Source organism: Paraburkholderia sp. BR10141 (assembly GCF_056155635.1).
The window spans coordinates 18878-37030 of the sequence record NZ_JBMIQH010000020.1; the positions used below are offsets into that span (position 1 = coordinate 18878).

Annotated in this window: 18 protein-coding genes; 15 read left to right on the top strand and 3 right to left on the bottom strand. The window is 62.9% G+C overall.

Going from position 1 to position 18153, the window contains the following annotated elements; all coding sequences use genetic code 11:
• Positions 1-48: 48 nt before the first annotated feature.
• On the bottom strand, positions 49-417 hold the full coding sequence (locus tag ACOJB8_RS25170; protein ID WP_475014869.1) for an antibiotic biosynthesis monooxygenase family protein: 369 nt from the start codon (positions 415-417) through the stop codon (positions 49-51).
• 95 nt (positions 418-512) lie between these two features.
• Here ACOJB8_RS25170 and ACOJB8_RS25175 point away from each other — a divergent pair, with 95 nt between their 5' ends.
• The 4 genes from ACOJB8_RS25175 to ACOJB8_RS25190 all read left to right on the top strand — a co-directional run bounded on the left by ACOJB8_RS25175 (position 513) and on the right by ACOJB8_RS25190 (position 4769).
• The gene (locus ACOJB8_RS25175) at positions 513-989 is read left to right on the top strand and encodes a MarR family winged helix-turn-helix transcriptional regulator (RefSeq protein WP_069266587.1); all 477 of its coding nucleotides are present in this window, start codon (positions 513-515) and stop codon (positions 987-989) included.
• A gap of 72 nt (positions 990-1061) precedes the next feature.
• Entirely contained in the window at positions 1062-2333 is a 1272-nt protein-coding gene (cls, locus tag ACOJB8_RS25180) for a cardiolipin synthase (protein ID WP_069266588.1), read from the top strand.
• A gap of 111 nt (positions 2334-2444) precedes the next feature.
• Positions 2445-3431, top strand: coding sequence for a GNAT family N-acetyltransferase (locus tag ACOJB8_RS25185; RefSeq protein WP_475014871.1), 987 nt, complete (start codon positions 2445-2447; stop codon positions 3429-3431).
• Between the two features lie 96 nt (positions 3432-3527).
• The gene (locus tag ACOJB8_RS25190) at positions 3528-4769 is read left to right on the top strand and encodes a cystathionine gamma-synthase family protein (protein WP_475014873.1); all 1242 of its coding nucleotides are present in this window, start codon (positions 3528-3530) and stop codon (positions 4767-4769) included.
• A 71-nt stretch (positions 4770-4840) separates the two neighbouring features.
• On the opposite strand, the gene ACOJB8_RS25195 is transcribed toward ACOJB8_RS25190, so the two are convergent.
• Complete coding sequence (locus ACOJB8_RS25195; protein ID WP_028207963.1) at positions 4841-5743, bottom strand: NAD-dependent epimerase/dehydratase family protein; 903 nt, start codon at positions 5741-5743, stop codon at positions 4841-4843.
• A 134-nt stretch (positions 5744-5877) separates the two neighbouring features.
• Positions 5878-6807, bottom strand: coding sequence for a LysR substrate-binding domain-containing protein (locus ACOJB8_RS25200; RefSeq protein WP_069266591.1), 930 nt, complete (start codon positions 6805-6807; stop codon positions 5878-5880).
• Positions 6808-6933: 126 nt separating this feature from the next.
• On the opposite strand from ACOJB8_RS25200, the gene ACOJB8_RS25205 reads away from it, so the two are divergent.
• The 11 genes from ACOJB8_RS25205 to ACOJB8_RS25255 all read left to right on the top strand — a co-directional run bounded on the left by ACOJB8_RS25205 (position 6934) and on the right by ACOJB8_RS25255 (position 18054).
• The gene (locus ACOJB8_RS25205; protein WP_475014878.1) at positions 6934-8100 is read left to right on the top strand and encodes a mandelate racemase/muconate lactonizing enzyme family protein; all 1167 of its coding nucleotides are present in this window, start codon (positions 6934-6936) and stop codon (positions 8098-8100) included.
• A gap of 105 nt (positions 8101-8205) precedes the next feature.
• Positions 8206-9564 (top strand): C4-dicarboxylate transporter DctA, encoded by a 1359-nt coding sequence (gene dctA, locus ACOJB8_RS25210; RefSeq protein ID WP_083245411.1) that lies wholly within the window; start codon positions 8206-8208, stop codon positions 9562-9564.
• Between the two features lie 246 nt (positions 9565-9810).
• Positions 9811-10581 carry a GntR family transcriptional regulator gene (locus tag ACOJB8_RS25215; RefSeq protein ID WP_069266593.1) on the top strand — a complete coding sequence of 257 codons (771 nt, stop codon included), beginning with the start codon at positions 9811-9813 and terminating at the stop codon, positions 10579-10581.
• Positions 10578-12317, top strand: a complete 1740-nt coding sequence (locus ACOJB8_RS25220; RefSeq protein WP_368604399.1) for a fumarate reductase/succinate dehydrogenase flavoprotein subunit — start codon at positions 10578-10580, stop codon at positions 12315-12317. Before ACOJB8_RS25215 ends, ACOJB8_RS25220 begins: the two co-directional genes overlap by 4 nt.
• Positions 12318-12328: 11 nt before the next feature.
• A complete protein-coding gene (locus ACOJB8_RS25225; protein ID WP_069266595.1) occupies positions 12329-12574 on the top strand; it encodes a 4Fe-4S dicluster domain-containing protein in 246 nt (81 codons plus the stop codon).
• 46 nt (positions 12575-12620) lie between these two features.
• Positions 12621-14048 (top strand): ABC transporter substrate-binding protein, encoded by a 1428-nt coding sequence (locus ACOJB8_RS25230; protein ID WP_475014883.1) that lies wholly within the window; start codon positions 12621-12623, stop codon positions 14046-14048.
• A 49-nt stretch (positions 14049-14097) separates the two neighbouring features.
• On the top strand, positions 14098-14958 hold the full coding sequence (locus ACOJB8_RS25235; protein ID WP_069266596.1) for an ABC transporter permease: 861 nt from the start codon (positions 14098-14100) through the stop codon (positions 14956-14958).
• 44 nt (positions 14959-15002) lie between these two features.
• Positions 15003-15773 (top strand): ABC transporter ATP-binding protein, encoded by a 771-nt coding sequence (locus tag ACOJB8_RS25240; protein ID WP_368684663.1) that lies wholly within the window; start codon positions 15003-15005, stop codon positions 15771-15773.
• Between the two features lie 34 nt (positions 15774-15807).
• The gene (locus ACOJB8_RS25245) at positions 15808-16803 is read left to right on the top strand and encodes a HEAT repeat domain-containing protein (protein WP_475014886.1); all 996 of its coding nucleotides are present in this window, start codon (positions 15808-15810) and stop codon (positions 16801-16803) included.
• Positions 16800-17093: a gamma-butyrobetaine hydroxylase-like domain-containing protein gene (locus tag ACOJB8_RS25250; protein ID WP_069266598.1), complete on the top strand. Its 294-nt coding sequence runs from the start codon at positions 16800-16802 to the stop codon at positions 17091-17093. Before ACOJB8_RS25245 ends, ACOJB8_RS25250 begins: the two co-directional genes overlap by 4 nt.
• The gene (locus ACOJB8_RS25255; protein ID WP_475014888.1) at positions 17071-18054 is read left to right on the top strand and encodes a hypothetical protein; all 984 of its coding nucleotides are present in this window, start codon (positions 17071-17073) and stop codon (positions 18052-18054) included. Before ACOJB8_RS25250 ends, ACOJB8_RS25255 begins: the two co-directional genes overlap by 23 nt.
• Positions 18055-18153 lie beyond the last annotated feature (99 nt).

Here is an 18153-nt window from a genome sequence, read left to right on the forward strand (position 1 = left end):
CGGCAACCAGCAGCGACCTGAAATCGAGCCGCAACGACGGCAAAACAACTAACTCTCGCAAATCCCCGGCACGGCAACTTTCTGGAAGATATGCGGCGACGCGATCACCGAGGAAGGATAAGCGGCCAGACTCGACCGGAACGCCGGCGCAGAGAATGCCGCCCGAAAATGCGCCGTGGATTCCCACACTGCGTAATTCATATAAGCCGGTTGCTCTCCGATCGCCCGATGGAGCTGCGTTGAAATAAAGCCGGGTTGCTGCTTCATGAACGCAGCGTCTTCCTGCCAGGCCTCCAGAAACTTCGCCTCATCGGCCAGATCCAGTGTGAAAACGTTCACGAGCACAACGGGCTCGGCGTCAACGGCAAGTTGACGTTCGATCGGGAAAGAAGGATCAAGCGGTCGCAATTGCAGCATGGTGCACTCCAGAGTCTAAAAGCATGATGTCAACCGGTCATGGCCAATATATAGTATATTGACATGATGATGTCAATTTAGAAATAGGGTGCCATATGCGCGAACTCGCGAGAACACCGGTCGGCGAACTCCTGTCGGGCATCATGCTCGAGCTCTTCCGGCTCAATAGCGGACTGCTCACTTCGGGCGACCGCCTGGTCGAGGGCCTCGGCCTCACGAGCGCACGCTGGCAGATGCTCGGCGCCATCAGGGCCGCGCAACGGCCGCAGCCGGTGGCCTGGATTGCCCGCGATCTGGGGGCCAATCGGCAAAACGTGCAACGAATCGTGAATGACCTGGCCAACGACGGTCTGGTCCGCTTCGAGGCCAACCCTCACCACCGCCGCGCGCAGCTTGTCGTTTTGACCGACGAGGGCCGGCAAGCTTTCGAAGCGGCCATGCGTCTTCAGGCCCCCTGGATCAACCAGCTCTCCGCTGGCGTGACCGCCAGCGAAATCAAGACCTTGCACCGCGTCATCACGAAATTGCAGTCGAATCTGGACCAAATGGCCGGAGCCGACGAGCCGGATTGATCGACAGCGCTGCTTGCGCATGCAATGTGCTACAGCAGGGCATCGTTACCATCCGCGAGGCGAGGCCCACGCATGTCGACCATTGCCCTCATTGTCGTGACGGTCGCGGTGACGCTCGTCGTCATCCTGGTGATCGCGAACCTCACGAGCGGCGAAAAGAAGATCGAGCACAAGATCGACCGGCTTTACGCGAGCGACAGTCCGCAGTTCATCCGCTCGATGGGGCTGCTGCTCGGGCCGCCCGTCGTGGGAGGCAATCGCTTCGAGGTGCTCGTGAACGGCGACGAGATCTTTCCGTCGATGCTGGCCGGCATCCGCGCGGCGCAGCACACCATTACCTTCGAGACCTTCATTTACTGGTCCGGCGCGATTGGCGAAGAAGTCGCCCGCGCGCTGTCCGACAAGGCGCGCGCGGGCATCGCCGTGCACGTGCTGCTCGACTGGGTCGGCTCGTCCAAAATGGACAAGCGTTATCAACGCATGCTGCGCGAGGCGGGCGTCCAGCTCGTCCTGTATCACAAGCCGCACTGGACGGGCCTCGGCCGCATGAACGACCGCACGCACCGCAAGTTGCTGGTGATCGACGGACGCATCGGTTTTACGGGCGGCGTAGGCATCGCCGACGAATGGACCGGCCATGCGCAGGACGAAAAGCACTGGCGCGATACGCACTTTCGCATTGAAGGCCCGGCGGTCGGACAGATGCAGGCGGTCTTCATGGACAACTGGGTCAAGTCGACGGGCAATGTGCTGCACGGCCCGCAGTACTTTCCCGCGATCGACGCCGCGGGCAACGGCCTCGCGCACGTGTTCAGCAGTTCGCCCTCTGGCGGCAGCGACGACATGGAGTTGATGTACCTCATGGCGATCACCGCCGCGGCGCGCTCCATCCATTTGTCGACGGCGTACTTCGTGCCGGACAAGCTGACGATCAACGCGATCGTCGAGGCGGCGAAGCGCGGCGTGAAGGTGCGCATCATCACGCCGGGCAAGCGCATCGATACTCACACGGTGCGCGAGGCCTCGCGTGCGTGCTGGGGCGACCTGCTCGCGGCCGGCGTGGAGATGTACGAGTATCAGCCGACGATGTTCCACTGCAAGCTGATCGTCGTCGACGAATATCTGGTGTCGGTCGGCTCGACCAACTTCGACAGCCGCTCGTTCAAGCTCAACGACGAGGCCAATCTCAACATCTACGACCGCGATTTCGCGCGCCAGCAGACGGCCATTTTCGATGCCGACGCTGCCCTCGCCAAACGCATCACGCTCGAAGACTGGCGCCGCCGGTCGTTACGGGAAAAGCTGCTCGAACACGCAGCCGCCCTCCTCGATTCGCAGTTGTGACGCCTGCCGCGAGCGCCGCGCCGCCAATCGACAAGAAAGCGAAGATCGCCGACAATCGGTGCCCGACATCGGGCTGTCGAGAAAGCAAAACAGAAAAAGGGACCGCAATCCATGCTGCACATCGAGGATCTGGCCGCTCCGCCAGAGGGGTTTCTTCCCGACGAGCCGGAGGGGGCGGAGTTTTACCAGGCCTTTCAGACGGCCCGGCTGGATGATTTCAGCTTCGGTTATTTCGCCGTGTACCGGGACAGCGCGCTCGTTACCGTGGCGCCCTACTTCGTGATGGATTTCCGGCTCAACACCCTGCTTCCCAGCGGCTGGCTGAAGCAAAGCCTGAGCTGGATCCGCTTCAAGCTGGCCTGCATCGGGCATCCGACCGTCGATGCCGGCCGCATCCAGGGCGAAGTCTCGCAGGAGACGCTCGCGGCCATCAGCACGGCGCTTGCGAAGAAAGGGAGCCTGCTCGCGTACAAGGGTTTCACCGAGGACTTGCCGCTGCGCGGCTTCGTGGCGGCAAAAGGCCTGCCCGTGCCGGTGCTGTCGATCGGCCCGGACTACTACCAGGCCATGAAGAGCGACCGCAGGAACCTGCTCAAGCGTAAGCTGAAAAAGGCCGCCGCACTGCGCTATGAAGAATGCGCGGGTCTGCCCGATCACCTCGTCGCCAGAGTGTATGAGTTGTATCTGAACACCTGGCAGAAAGCCGAGTTGAAGTTCGAGAAGCTCACGCCGGAGTACTTCGCCAATACCCGCAGCCTTAGCCATTATCTGCTGTACTTTCTGGACGACGAGTTGATTGGCTTCACCCAGTTGATCGGCAAGGGAAGGCACCTCGTCAACCGCTATATCGGGCTCGACTACGCCAGGAGCCAGGAGTACGGCTTGTACTTCGCCATGTTCATTCGCACGGTCGATTTCGGCATTCGCGAAGGTTTCGAGGAAATCGAGCTGGGCGCGACGTCCTATGAGTTCAAACGCATCCTCGGCGCCCGCCAGATTCCCACCTGGAATCACTACCGGCACAACAACGCGTTGGTCAACTGGCTGCTCGGCAAGCTGCGCAGCGTGCTGGAACCGTCGGAGTCCGAACTGCGTTAGCGCCCGACCGATTGGTTCGGTGCGTCCCACCTGCCGGCAACACGCGTTACAGGCGATAATGTGCCAAACGCAATCGACTTGAGAAACGGAGTGAGAATGAGCAAGCAAGGCTTCACCACTGGCATCGTTCACGGCGACAGGATCGCGGGCACCGAGCACGGCGGCGTGCGCCAGCCGATTCATACGTCCGTGCAATATGGTTTCGAGCGCGTCGAGGACCTGATCGGCGTATTTCAGGGCACGAAGAAAGGGGGTTTCAACTACGCGCGGCAAGGCACTCCCACGACGGCGGCTCTCGAGCGCAAGATCACGAGCCTGGAAGGCGGCACCGGCACAGTCTGTTTCAGCACCGGCATGGCCGCGATCACGGCGACCTTCCTCACGCTGCTGCGTGCGGGCGATCATCTCGTGTCGAGCCGCTATGTGTTCGGCAACACCAACAGCCTGTTCGGCACGTTGCGCACGCTCGGCGTGGAAGTCACGACCGTCGACGCCAGCGACGCCGAAAACGTGAAGAACGCCATCCGGCCGAATACGCGCATGGTGTTCGTCGAAACCATCGCGAATCCGGGCACGCAGATCCCCGACCTGCAAGGCATCGGCGAGCTGTGCCGCGAGCGCGGCATTGTCTACGTCGTCGACAACACGATTACCTCGCCCGCCTTGTTCCAGCCGAAGGCGGTCGGCGCGAGCCTCGTCATCAACTCGTTGACGAAGACCATCGCGGGCCATGGCGCCGCGCTCGGCGGCGCGGTGACCGATACGGGCCTGTTCGACTGGAGCACGTATCCGAACATCGCCGACGACTATCGGCGTTCGGCACCGAAAGATCAGGGGCTCCTGCAGATCCGCAAGAAGGGCCTGCGGGACATGGGGGCATCGTTGTCGTCCGAGCAGGCGCACGCCATCGCCATGGGCGCTGAAACGCTCGCCCTGCGCGTGAAGCAAAGCAGCGACAATGCGCTCGCGCTCGCACAGTTTCTCGAAGGCCACGAAGCCATCGGCAAGGTGTTCTATCCGGGCTTGAAGAGCCATCCGCAATACGAGGTTGCCCATGCGCTCTTCAAGGGCGCGTCGTGGCTGCTCTCATTTGAACTGCTCAACGTGGAGCGCATGATCGACGTCGTCAACGCGCTCCAGCTGCCGATCAAGGCGACCGGCCTCGGCGACACGCGCACGCTCATCATTCCTGTCGCGCCGACGATCTTTTTCGAAGCCGGCGCAGAAACGCGCAAGGCGATGGGCATCTCCGACGGCATGCTGCGGCTTTCGGCGGGCATCGAAGATATCGACGACCTGATTGCAGACTTCTCGCAAGCGCTCAAGCTGGCAGCATAACGCCGGGAGCGTCGATGTCGTGAACAGGGCCAGCACTCGCTGGCCCTGCGCGTTTTCGACGCTGATGCCGCTTACGGATTGAAGCGTTTTGCCTCGTCGCGCCAGTAGTGCTGCTGCTGCCAGCCAAGCAGGCGTTTGAGCTTCTCGTTGCTGAGCAGCGTCTCGAACTCGCCGAGGGCCTTCTTGACCGGCACGCCCGGATAGTAGCGATCCAGCAACGTCTGGGTCGGCAAGTCGGACGACACGTCGTCCGCCGCGACGTTCATGATCTCGAAGCCGAGGCCGTCCGTTTCGATGGCGAGCCGGCACGCGTTGGCGAGATCTCGCCCGTCGATGTAGCTCCACGCAATACGCTTGCGCAGCGCGGGATCCTTGAGCCACGTGGAGAACTTCGCGTAATCCTCGGGATCGAGCACGTTGCCGATGCGAAAACAGTAGATGTCCGACCCGGTGCGCGCCTGGAATGCCTTCGCGGTCACTTCGTTGACCACTTTCGAGGTGGCGTAGCTGTCCATCGGGTCCACCGGATAGTTCTCGTCCAGCGGAAAGTACGCGGGATCGCGATGCCGGTGGGCGAACACCACACCGTAAGTCGTCTCGCTCGAGGCGAGGATCACCTTGCGGACCCCTAGTTTCGCAGCGGCGTCGAGAATGTTGTAAGTCCCCATCACATTGATGCGGTAGACCTCGTTATCGGTCGTCAACATGATGCGAGGAATCGCCGCGAAGTGAACGATCGCGTCGATGGGTTTCGGCTCCAGGTCGTCGGCGAATTCCACTGGCGCCGTGGTCGAGGCGATCGCGTTGAAAACCTGGCCCGCGTCGGTGATGTCCGTGATCAGCGTGCGCGCCGTGCGCTTCGGCATGGGCACACGGTCCAGATTCAACACTTCGTAGCCGTGCGCGACCAGGTTCTCGACCACCCATTTGCCGGCAAGGCCGCTACCGCCGGTCACTATCACTCGCTTTGTCATCTGTCTCTCTCCTTTTCGTGGCGTCGTTCCCGCCTCTGCAAACGCGCACGTTACCGCAAACATCGGCCGGCTGTAATGACCACCGCTACCTTTCCAGCCGGATGGATTGTCTGCGGGGGACGCAGACAAAATCGTTATGCGCCCGATTGCGCGGGCGCGGCCACCGCAGGCTGCCGGTTGAACCGCTCCGCCAGAAAATCGATGAACGCACGCGCACGCGCCGATTGATTGCGCTTGTTCGGGTAGTACACGAACAAATCGGCAAGCGGCTGCACGAACTCAGGCAGCACGACGCGCAGCCGGCCGCTCTCCAGATACTTCGCCAGGTCCCACTCCGAGCGCAGCAGAATGCCGTGCCCGTCGAGCGCCCAGCCGAGCACGATATCGCCGTCGTTGCTCGACAGCATGCCGTGCACCTTCACCGCATGCGCCTCGCCATCGCGCTCGAGCCGCCATATGCCGTAGGCGTTGTCGTTCTGTCGATGCACGATGCATTGATGGTTGGCGAGATCGCCCAGCGTTGCGGGCGTGCCCTGCGTCTCCAGATAGCGCGGCGAGGCGCACAGCAAGCGGCGGTTCGTCATGATGCGCCGCGCAATGAGCCGCTTGTCGGGCAGCTCGCCAAAACGGATCGCCAGATCCACGCCGCTTTCGACGAGATCGATAGGCCGGTCGGTGACATCGAGCTGCACTTCGACATGCGGATGCCGCCGCGCGAACTCCGAAACGAGCGGTGCGATCGTCGTGCGCCCGAAGCCGAGCGTCGCGTTCACACGCAGCAAGCCGCGCGTGACGGAGCGGCTCGACGACACGACATCTTCCATTTCCTGCACTTCGGCAAGAATGCGCGTCGCGTAGTGCAGAAAGGTCTCGCCTTCGGCGGTCAGGCTCACGCTGCGGGTGGTCCGGTTGACCAGGCGCACGCCCAGGCGCGCCTCGAGCTGCGCGAGCCGTTTGGTCGCCGCCGGCGGCGTGATGTCCATGTCGCGCGCAACGCTTGAAAGGTTTCCGTAACGCCCGAGCAGAACGAAAAACGCCAGGTAGGAGGTCAGGTCATTCTTCACCGTGAGTTAATAAAGATGTGAAAACAAGTGAATCATAGTGCCGATCCGGGCGCATAACCTAGCGTCTCCCACAGCCAGCGAATCGCGAACGACCGCGCATGCTGGCCGTGCCACCAGGAGACACCCGTGAGAATCGTTGAAATCCGCGAAAAAACCGTTCCGATCAGTTCCTCGATCCGCAACGCCTATATCGACTTCAGCAAGATGACGCTCAGCCTCGTCGCCGTGGTCACCGACGTGATCCGCGACGGCAAGCCCGTCATCGGCTATGGCTTCAACTCGAACGGCCGCTATGGCCAGGGCACGCTGATGCGCGAGCGCTTCATCCCGCGCATTCTCGAAGCCGATCCCGCCTCGCTCGCGAACGACGCGGGCGACAACCTCGACCCGCACAAGATCTGGGCGACGATGTTCACCAACGAAAAGCCGGGCGGCCATGGCGAGCGCTCGGTGGCGATCGGCACGATCGACATGGCGGTATGGGACGCCGTGGCGAAGATCGAAGGCAAGCCGCTCTTCCAGCTGCTCGCCGAGCGCTACGGCAATGGCCAACCCGACCGCAAGATCTTCGTCTATGCGGCGGGCGGCTACTACTACCCAGGCCAGGACCACAACAAGCTCAAAGACGAAATGCGCAGCTATATCGACCGCGGCTACACGGTCGTGAAGAAAAAGATTGGCGGCGCGTCGCTCGACGAGGACCTGCGCCGCATCGATTCGATCCTGAGCGTGCTGGGCGACGGTCAGAAACTGGCCGTCGACGCCAACGGCCGTTTCGATCTGGACACCGCGATCCAGTACGCGAAAGCGCTCTCGCAATACGATCTGTTCTGGTACGAGGAGCCGGGCGATCCGCTCGACTTCGAATTGCAGGCCACGCTGCGCAACTACTACGACAAACCGATGGCGACCGGCGAGGATCTGTTCTCGATGCAGGACGCGCGCAACCTCATCCGCTACGGCGGCATGCGTCCCGACCGCGACTGGCTGCAGTTCGACTGCGCGTTGAGCTACGGCCTCGTCGAATATCTGCGCACGCTGGAGATGCTGCATCAGCACGGCTGGTCCGCGAGCCGCTGCATTCCGCACGGCGGCCATCAGATGTCGCTCAACATCGCGGCGGGCCTCGGGCTTGGCGGCAACGAGTCGTATCCCGATCTGTTCCAGCCTTATGGCGGCTTCCCCGATGGCGTGAAGGTCGACAACGGCTATATCACGATGCCCGACCTGCCCGGCATCGGCTTCGAGGGCAAGGCCGATCTGTTTGCGGAAATGAAGAAGATCGCGGCCTGACGCCGAAGCGAAGAAAAGAGCGCGACCGGAAACACAACCGCTGCACGCATGGCGGTTGGCGGTCGCCCGAAATTACCTGCATGGCGCCATGCTCAGGAGACAGACATGCGGCCCTCGAAACTCAAAAAGTATCTTTCGAAGCTCTACATACAGGTCTTGATCGGTATCCTGGCGGGCATTCTCGTCGGCCACTTCTATCCGGATATCGGAGCCGATCTCAAACCGCTTGGCGACCTCTTCATCAAGCTGATCCGCATGGCGCTCGCGCCGATCATCTTCGCTTCGGTCGTCGTGGGCATTGCCCGGATGAACGACCTGCACGAAGCCGGCCGCGTAGGCGTGAAGGCGCTGCTCTACTTCGAGGTGGCGTCGACCATTGCGCTTCTCGTAGGCCTCGTCGTCGTGAACGTGATCAAGCCGGGCAGCGGCATGAACATCGATCCGGCGCACCTCGACAGCTCGGCGATCGCCAGCTACGCGCACGCGGCCCACGACCACACGGCGCTCGGGTTCCTCATGAGCATCGTGCCGAACAGCATCGTCGGCGCGTTTGCGAACGGCGAAATTTTGCCGATCATCTTTTTCTCGGTGCTGTTCGCCATTGCGCTGGCGAAGCTCGGCCCGCGTACCGCACCGCTCGTCGATATGCTCGACATGTTCTTGCAGGGCATGTTCGGCGTCGTGCGGATCGTCATGTATGTCGCGCCCGTGGGCGCGTTTGGCGGCATGGCGTTCACCATCGCGAAGTACGGGCTCGGCACGCTGGCGTCGTTTGGCGAGCTGATGCTTTGCCTGTACGTGACGTCGATTGTCTTCGTCGTGGTGGTGCTCGGGCTCGTCATGCGCGTTTGCGGATTTTCGCTGTGGAAGTATCTCCGCTATATCCGCGACGAAATCCTGATCACGTTCGGCACGGCGTCGACCGAGGCCGTGCTGCCGCAGATGCTCGTCAAGATGGAGAACCTCGGCTGTTCGCGGCCTGTTGTCGGCATGGTGTTGCCGACCGGCTATACGTTCAACGCGGACGGCACGGCGATCTATCTCACGATGGCGGCCCTCTTCGTGGCCCAGGCGATGAACATTCATCTCACGCTGTTCGATCAACTTGTCGTGCTGAGCGTTTTGCTGCTGACTTCGAAGGGTTCCGCTGGTGTGGCCGGAGCGGGGTTTGTTGCGCTCGCTGCTACGCTTGCTTCGATGCATAAGATTCCGGTTTCCGGGCTGGTGCTGCTGTTGGGGGTGGATCGGTTTCTCAATGAAGCTCGGGCAGTGACCAATTTGATTGGGAATGGCGTGGCCACGATTGTGGTCGCCAGGTGGGAAGGGGCGATGGATGTTGCGCGGGCTCGGGCGGTTTTGAATGGGGAGATTGAGGGTGGGGACGCGTCGGGCGCTGGCGATTTGTCTTTGCCCAGCGGCGAGCCGGTTTCTGGTTCGAGGGGGCTGGTAGAAAACCATCTGTGAAATGAGTACTTTGCGGTGCCTTGTTTTCGCGTCGGTATGCCTGGGTTGCCCCTGTAAGGTTCACCGACGCGAACACAAGAAAAAGCCAAAGCGCCAAAAACCACAACCCTTCCGCGATAGCACCAAAAAACCACAACAAAGCAAACCCAAACCAGACACCAAAGAAATACATATCAGAATTCGTTAGTTTGTCGCGGATGGAACCCTGACTAGACTGCAGATCCATCTTGTTATGACAAGCGAACCATGCCCCGAACGAATCTGGTGGCGCTATCCCCCCAGCCGCTCTACGTCCAGATCAAGGACACGCTCCGAGAGCGCATCCTGAACGGCACCTATGCGCCGCACAGCCAGATGCCCTCCGAACACGAGCTATGCGCCCTGTTCGGCGTCAGCCGCATCACCGTGCGCCAGGCACTAGGCGATCTGCAAAAGGAAGGCCTGGTCTTCAGGCTGCACGGCAAGGGCACGTTCGTCTCCAGGCCCAAGGCATTCCAGAACGTAACCTCGCTGCAAGGCTTCGCGGAAGCGATGTCGTCGATGGGCTACGAAATTGTCAACCAGTTGCGCAGCTTCAGGATCATCAAGGCCGATCGCCACGTCGCGCAACGGCTCAATCTTCTGGAAGGCGCGCCGGTCGCGGAAATCCATCGCGTGCGCATGCTCAACCGCGAACCAGTTTCGCTAGAACTCACGTGGGTGCCGGAAGCGCTCGGCAAGCGGCTCGCCAACGCCGACCTCGCCACGCGCGACATTTTCCTGATTCTCGAGAACGACTGCGGCGTGCCGCTCGGTCATGCCGATGTGTCGATCGACGCGATTCTCGCCGATGACGACATCGCCCGCGCCCTGCGCGTGGAAGACGGCAGCCCCGTTCTGCGGATCGAACGCCTGACGCACGACGCATCCGGCAATCCCATCGACTACGAATACCTGTATTTCCGCGGCGACGCCTTCCAGTACCGGCTGCGCGTCGACCGCCAAAAAACCCGTGCAAGGGGAAGGAAAGCGCTATGAATACCGAAGTGCTCGAATACGACATCGTGGTCGTCGGCGGCGGCACGGCCGGCCCAATGGCTGCAATCAAGGCCAAGGAACGCAACCCGGCGCTCAAGGTGCTGCTGCTTGAAAAAGCCAATGTCAAGCGCAGCGGCGCAATCTCGATGGGCATGGACGGCTTGAACAACGCCATCATTCCCGGCCACGCCACACCCGAGCAGTACACGCGCGAAATCACCGTCGCCAACGATGGCATTATCGACCAGGAGGCCGTCTATGCGTATGCGCGACACAGCTTCACGACCATCGAGCAGCTCGACCGCTGGGGCGTGAAGTTCGAAAAAGACGGCAACGGCGACTATGCCGTGAAGAAGGTCCATCACATGGGCGCTTACGTATTGCCCATGCCCGAAGGACACGACGTGAAAAAGATCCTCTACCGGCAGCTCAAACGTGCGCGCATCGAGATCACGAACCGCATCGTCGCCACGCGGCTCATGACCGATTCGCAGGGCCGCGTAAGCGGCGTGCTCGGCTTCGACTGCCGCACGGCGCAGTTCCACGTGGTGCGCGCGAAAGCCGTGATCCTGTGCTGCGGCGCGGCGGGGCGCCTCGGTCTGCCCTCCTCCGGCTACCTGATGGGCACTTACGAGAATCCGACCAACGCGGGCGACGGCTACGCCATGGCGTACCACGCGGGCGCCGCCCTCGCGAATCTGGAATGCTTTCAAATCAATCCACTTATTAAGGACTACAACGGACCGGCTTGTGCCTATGTCACCGGGCCGCTCGGCGGCTTCACCGCGAACGGCAAGGGCGAGCGCTTCATCGAATGCGACTACTGGAGCGGACAGATGATGTGGGAGTTCTACCAGGAGCTGCAGAGCGGAAACGGCCCCGTGTTCCTGAAGCTCGACCATCTTGCCGAGGAAACGATCCAGACCATCGAGCAGATCCTGCACACCAACGAGCGCCCGAGCCGCGGCCGGTTCCACGCGGGCCGCGGCACGGACTACCGTCACCAGATGGTCGAGATGCATATTTCCGAGATCGGCTTTTGCAGCGGGCATAGCGCGTCGGGTGTCTATGTGAATGCGCGCGCGGAGACGACCGTACCCGGACTCTATGCAGCAGGCGACATGGCGGCCGTGCCCCACAACTACATGCTAGGCGCGTTCACCTACGGCTGGTTCGCGGGCGCCAACGCGGCCGAATACGTGGAGGGCCGCGAGCATGCGAGCCTCGACGAAGCCCAGATCGCCGCTGAACGCGCACGGATCTACGCGCCGCTCGAACGCGAAAACGGACTCGCGCCGGCCCAGGTCGAATACAAGCTGCGCCGCATGGTGAACGACTATCTTCAGCCGCCCAAGGTCACGCGCAAGATGGAGATCGGCCTGCAGCGCTTCGACGAGATCGCCGAAGACATCGAAGCGATCAAGGCCAACAATGCGCACGAATTGATGCGCGCCGCCGAGGTGCGCGCCATTCGCGACTGCGCGGAAATGGCGGCGCGCGCCTCACTGTTCCGCACCGAAAGCCGCTGGGGCCTGTATCACCACCGGGTCGATTACCCGCAGCGCAACGACGCCGATTGGTTCTGCCATACGCACCTGCGCAAGGACGCTTCCGGCAGCATGACGAGCGAAAAGCGCGCGGTCGAGCCGTACATCATCCCGCTCGCGCAAGCGGATCGAGGCGCTTACGATCAGCTACGCATTCGCGAATCCGCAGAACTCGTCGCCGAACACTAAGGAATCCGAATATGTCCTATACGCCGCACGAAATCTTCCAGCGCAGCAGTGCGCCCGTCACGATCGACGAAGACCGCTGCATCGCCGACAAAGGCTGCACGGTTTGCGTGGATGTGTGCCCGCTCGACCTGCTCGCAATCGATGTGAGCAAGGGTAAGGCCTATATGCAATTCGACGAATGCTGGTATTGCATGCCCTGCGAACGCGACTGCCCGACCGGCGCAGTCAAGGTCGACATTCCGTACCTGTTGCGCTAACCGCTGTCACCCCACGACGGTACCCGTATTGCTCGCCAAACAGATCATGAAAACACGCCAACGGATTCTTCGCCTTCTCGCCGCCCCGCTACTGTTGAGCGCCGCGATCACCGTACACGCCGAGACGATTCGCGTCGCGATCGGCACCCAGGACACCACTATCAACTGCGCGACGGGTGGCCTCCTGATCCGCGAATTGCACTTGCTCGACAAGTATCTGCCCCACACCGGCAAATACGCGAACGTCACCTACGACGTGCAGTGGAAGGACTTCACTTCCGGCGCGCCGCTCACGAACGAAATGGTGGCCGGCAAGCTCGACTTCGGCGCCATGGCGGATTTCCCGGGCTCGCTCAATGGCGCGGCGTTCCAGAAAGCGGGCCGAAAGAGCCTCTTCATCACCGTGCTCGAAGGCAGCACCGATGGCAGCGGCAACGGCATCGTCGTGCCCGTCAACTCGCCGGTGCATTCGATTGCCGACCTCAAGGGCAAGACGATCTCGGTGCCGTTCGCCTCGACGTCGCACGGCATGCTGCTGCGCGCAATCAAAGCGCAAGGCTGGAACCCCGATACCGACGTGAACATCATCACGCAAGCGCCGGAGGTGGCAGGGAGCGCCCTCAAGGCGGGCAAGATCGACGCCCACGCCGACTTCGTGCCGTTCGCCGACCTGTTCCCGTACCGCGGCATCGCTCGCAAGATCTACGACGGCGCCCAAAGCCGTGCGCCCACCTTTCACGGCGCGCTCGTCGATGCCGCTTATGCGCAGAAGTACCCGGAAGTGGTGGTCGCCTATCTGCGCGCGGCAATCGAAGCGAACCGCCTGATTGCGGAAGATCCCGAAAAATATAGTTTGCTGATCGAGAAGGTGACGGGCATCGAGGCGCCCGTCGACTATCTCTATCATGGACCGCTCGGCCTGCAAACGCGCGATCTCACCTGGAAGCCGGAGTACCGCCAGGCCGTGGCGACTGCCATCGACACGCTGAAGCTGCTCAAGAAAACGGATGTCAATCTCGATGCGAACACCTTCATCGACGACCGCTACATCCGCGAGGCGTTCAAGGAGTCGGGACTCGACTATGACGCCGCGCTGAAAAACTACGCTCGGCAGCCGCTCGCCGCGAACGACGCGCTGACCGGCAAGCCCATTCGTGATTTCCTCGCGGTCACACAGGTGTGGGTCGCCGACGAGGCACACGTGCGCAACTATGCGAACGCGGCGGAAGGGTTCGCAGCGCTCGCGAAACTCGAACAGTCCGGCAGCAAGGTGCGCGCGGTCTACGTGCAGGACCACGACAGCGGACAGAAGCTCTTCGCTTCCGACGCCTGGTACGTACGCGACGCGCATGGCGACGTCACCGCGTTCCTGCAGAAGACAGGCGCGGATGCCTACGCACAGCACACGTCGGGCGCGGTCGTCGACTATGCCGCTGCAAAAACGGGCGCCCAGCAGGCCCTCGCTTCGCGCTAACGCGTCGCGCTCTGTCCGCCCGCTCACTTGCCATTTATGAGGAGTCCGCATGTCTGCCACGCTTGACCTCGCAGCCCGGCAACGCCAGGCCGTCCGGGAACCGGCACTGACTGCAGCCGCAGCGCGCAGCGCACCGATACGCCGCCGCGCATGGCGCGCCGGCTCGATCGTGCTGTTCGTGGCTGCCTGGCAGTTGGCCGTTCATTTCCGGCTCTCGCTTGGCATCGTCACGTTCGCGAATGTCCCTTCGCCCGCCGACGCCATTCCCGCGCTATGGGCGCTGCTCCATTCGCCGAAGCTGCCGATGCATCTCGCCGCGAGTCTGACGCGCGTGCTGGCCGGCTTCTGCGCGGCGGCCCTGGTCGGCGTCGGGCTCGGACTCGCGATCGGCCGCTATCGCGCACTCGAAGATGTGCTCCTGCCGCCGCTCGAAGTGCTGCGGCCAATCCCGGCGGTCGCGTGGATTCCGCTCGCGATCCTGATGTTTCCCTCTTCGGAACTGAGCATGATGTTCATCACGTTCATCGGTGCGCTGTTCCCGATCCTGCTGAACACGATCCACGGCGTGGAGGCCGTCGACCCCCGCCTCGTCGCCACCGCGCGGGGTCTCGGCACCGGCTCGCTGTCGCTCTATACAGAAGTGGTGTTGCCGGGTGCCGCGCCTGCGATCTTCACGGGTCTTTCCATCGGCATGGGCACCGCGTGGTTCTGCCTCGTAACCGCGGAAATGATCGCCGGGCAGTACGGCATAGGATATTTCACCTGGGAATCCTATACGCTTCAGAACTACGCGGATATCGTTGTCGGCATGGCCCTGATCGGCGTGCTCGGCATGGGCAGCAGCCTCCTCGTCAAACGCATCGGCACCGCACTGACGCCGTGGTACCGCCTGCGGGGAGCGCGCCAGTGAACACGCCTGCCGCCGTCCATCCTGAAGCCCGCGCCAGGGCGCCGGTGTCCCACGCGGCGGGGCACATCAACGTGCGTTCGCTGACCGTGGAGGTAGGGCCGCCGCACGCGCGCTTCGCCGCGCTCGACTCACTGAACGTCGAGATCGCACCCGGCGAGTTCGTGTGCGTGCTTGGGCCGTCCGGCTGCGGAAAGTCCACGCTGCTCGGCGCCATCGCGGGGCACGTCCCGTCCACGCAGGGCGAAATCGCCGTCGACGGTCTCGCGGTCGAGCGCCCGCATCCGGAGCGCGGCCTCGTATTCCAGCAGCACACGCTGTTTCCCTGGAAGCGTGTGATCGACAACGTGGCATTCGGCCTGAAGATGAAGGGCGTTGGCGCCAGCGAGCGTCGGCGCGAAGCGGCCGAACTGCTCGCGCTGGTGGGGCTCGCGGGATTCGAGTCGCACTATCCCGCGCAGCTGTCGGGCGGCATGCAGCAGCGTGTGGAAATCGCGCGCGTGCTGATCAACCGTCCGCGCATTTTGTTGATGGACGAGCCCTTCGGCGCACTCGACGCCCAAACGCGCCGCATGATGCAAACGCTTTTGCTCGACATCTGGACGCAGATACGCACGACTGTCGTGTTCGTCACGCACGACATCGACGAAGCGCTGTTTCTCGGCGACCGCATCCTGATGCTCTCGCAACGACCCGCGCGCCTCGTCGCCGATATCACAGTGCCGCTCGCGCGGCCGCGCAGCGACGAGAGCACGACCGAAGCCGGCTTCATCGACATCAAGCGCCGCTGCCTCGCGTTTCTGCGCGAAGCGGCGTAGTCCCTCAAGCGCCCACCAGATCACTGCCCTTCCCATGACCGTTTCCGCTCCCACTTTGCCGAACCCGCAGCACCCGAGCGCCGAAGCGAGCGCCCTGCTCGCGCGCCTCGCCGACGCCGATCCCGCCGTGCGCCGCATCGCGCTCTTCGAACTCGCCGATCTCGAAGATGAAGCGCTGCTGCCCGCGTTCGTGGCCACGCTGCGCGACGATCCCGCTCCAGACGTGCGCCGCGAAGCCGCCGCCGTGCTGGCCGCGTGGGAAGACGACGACGTCGTCGAAGCGCTCTGCGCAGCATTGCTCGACACCGACGACGACGTGCGCGAAGCCGCGGCGCAAAGTCTTTCGGAATTGAAGGCGCAGTCGTCGGGCCACGTGCTGCGCCGGTGGGCCGCGCGGCCCGAACCGTTCGTGCGCCGCGCGGCGCTGCGCGGCCTGCGCGAACTCCGCTTTGCGGATGCCTTCGAGCCCGCGCTGCATGCGCTTGCGGACACTGAGGCCGACGTGCGGCTCGAGGCCGTCGCCGTGCTCGGCTGGCTCAAGGAGGAACGCGCGCTGAAGGCGCTCGCCGCGCTCGGCGCCGGCGACGCGCACCCCGACGTCCGCCGCGCCGCCGTTGGGGCGCTCGGCTTCGCATCGCCGGACGATCAGGCCACGCTCGACGCGCTGCTCACGGCGTTGCGCGACGACGCCTGGCAGGTGCGCGAAGAAGCCGCGACGACGCTCGGCAAGCTGCGTGCCGCAACGGCACTCGCACCGCTTGTCGAAGCGCTCGGTGACGCCTACTGGCAGGTCCGGCTGCGCGCGGCCCGCGCACTCGGACAGCTACGCGATGCGCAAGCGGCCACCGCCGTCGCCACGCTGCTCACGCATTCGATCAGCAACTTGCGCAAGGAAGCGGCGCTCACGCTCGGCGAACTGGGCACGCGCGAGTCTTTGCCCGCGCTGCAAAGCGCGCTGCAGGACCGCGATCCCGAGGTGCGCAAGGCCGTGCGCATCGCTATCGGCCAGATCGCGGGCGCAGCGCTATGAAAACGCCGCTCGAGGTTCGCAACGACGCCGTTGCGCGAGCGCTCACGCTCCGCTGGCCGGCAGGCGAGACACAACGTGTGAAGCACGCCCGGCTGCGCGCGGCGTGCCCGTGCGCAGCCTGCCGGCGCGTGCGGCTCGACGGCGCCGCGCCCGCGGCCGCTGCGGATGTGATGCTGATCGCCATCGAGCCGATGGGCTACGGCGTGCAGCTCGCGTTCAGCGACGGCCATGCACGCGGCATCTATCCATGGACCTACCTCGAGCAGCTTGGGCGCGGCGAAGACCGCTAGCTTGCGCCCTGAAGCTGGCAGCCACCCGCCTCGCTTCGATCTTCGATTAAAGAACGCTCGCATCGCGCCGATAAGCATGCCATGCCGTGCTCATTTGACGGGCGCCCGATCCGTTGACAAAGAATCGAAGAAAAAGATGCGAAACAGAATGACCCGCCTGCTCGTCGGCACTTCCTTCACATCCGCTGCGCTATTGTCAGGTTGTGTTCAGTTCGTGCCGGTCAAGGATATGGCCAACGACAAGCCCGGCTATCTCGCGGCGCACTTTGCCGTGGATTCCTTGCCCACGAGCGTTCGCGAGAAAATGCCGGCACCGGGCACGCACGTGCTGCCCTTCAAGGTCTTGACGGTGCTCGGCAAGGTAACGGGCCATGTTGGCACGGTGGGGATCGAGCGCGACTTCAAGACTGTGCTGATCAACGCACAAGATACGGGCATGGTCCAGCAGGTGTATGAAAGCTCGGCGAATGGTGTGCCCGCCGCCGCAACGTTCAGCCTCTCTTACCTCAACATTTACAGCCTGAAAGAGGAAACGGCGAACTACGCGCAGACGGCGGCGTTCATCCCCTTCGTCGCGCACGACGCCGACAACAATCAGTTCGCGTTCAACGCGCCGCAGGAAGACGAAACCTATACCACGACGTTCAAGTTCGGCACGACGGTTCAGATCGTCAACTTCCGGGCGCTCACGTGGACCTGTCACACGAGCCGCTACTATCCGGCTTCCCAGTTCAATGCAGCGTTCACCGGCAAAGCGATCGACCTGGACTGCGAACAGACGAAGGACGGTATCGTCCAGAACAAGACGCGTCGAACGTATCTGACTCAGTACGGCATCGGCCTGACCCGCTCGGTCGCCACCACTTCCGGCAAACTGGACTGGACCTATAGCGGCTTCGACAAGGACGGGCAACAAACGCTGACGCCGCACGGCCAGGCAGCGATCGAAAAACCGATTTGAAGTCGAGGCAGTGACGGCGCGCGCGATCGTCGGCCCCCGCCCCTCGATTATTCGGACCGTTGAGAATCGATCGATGCGGTGAACACGCGGTTTCCCACG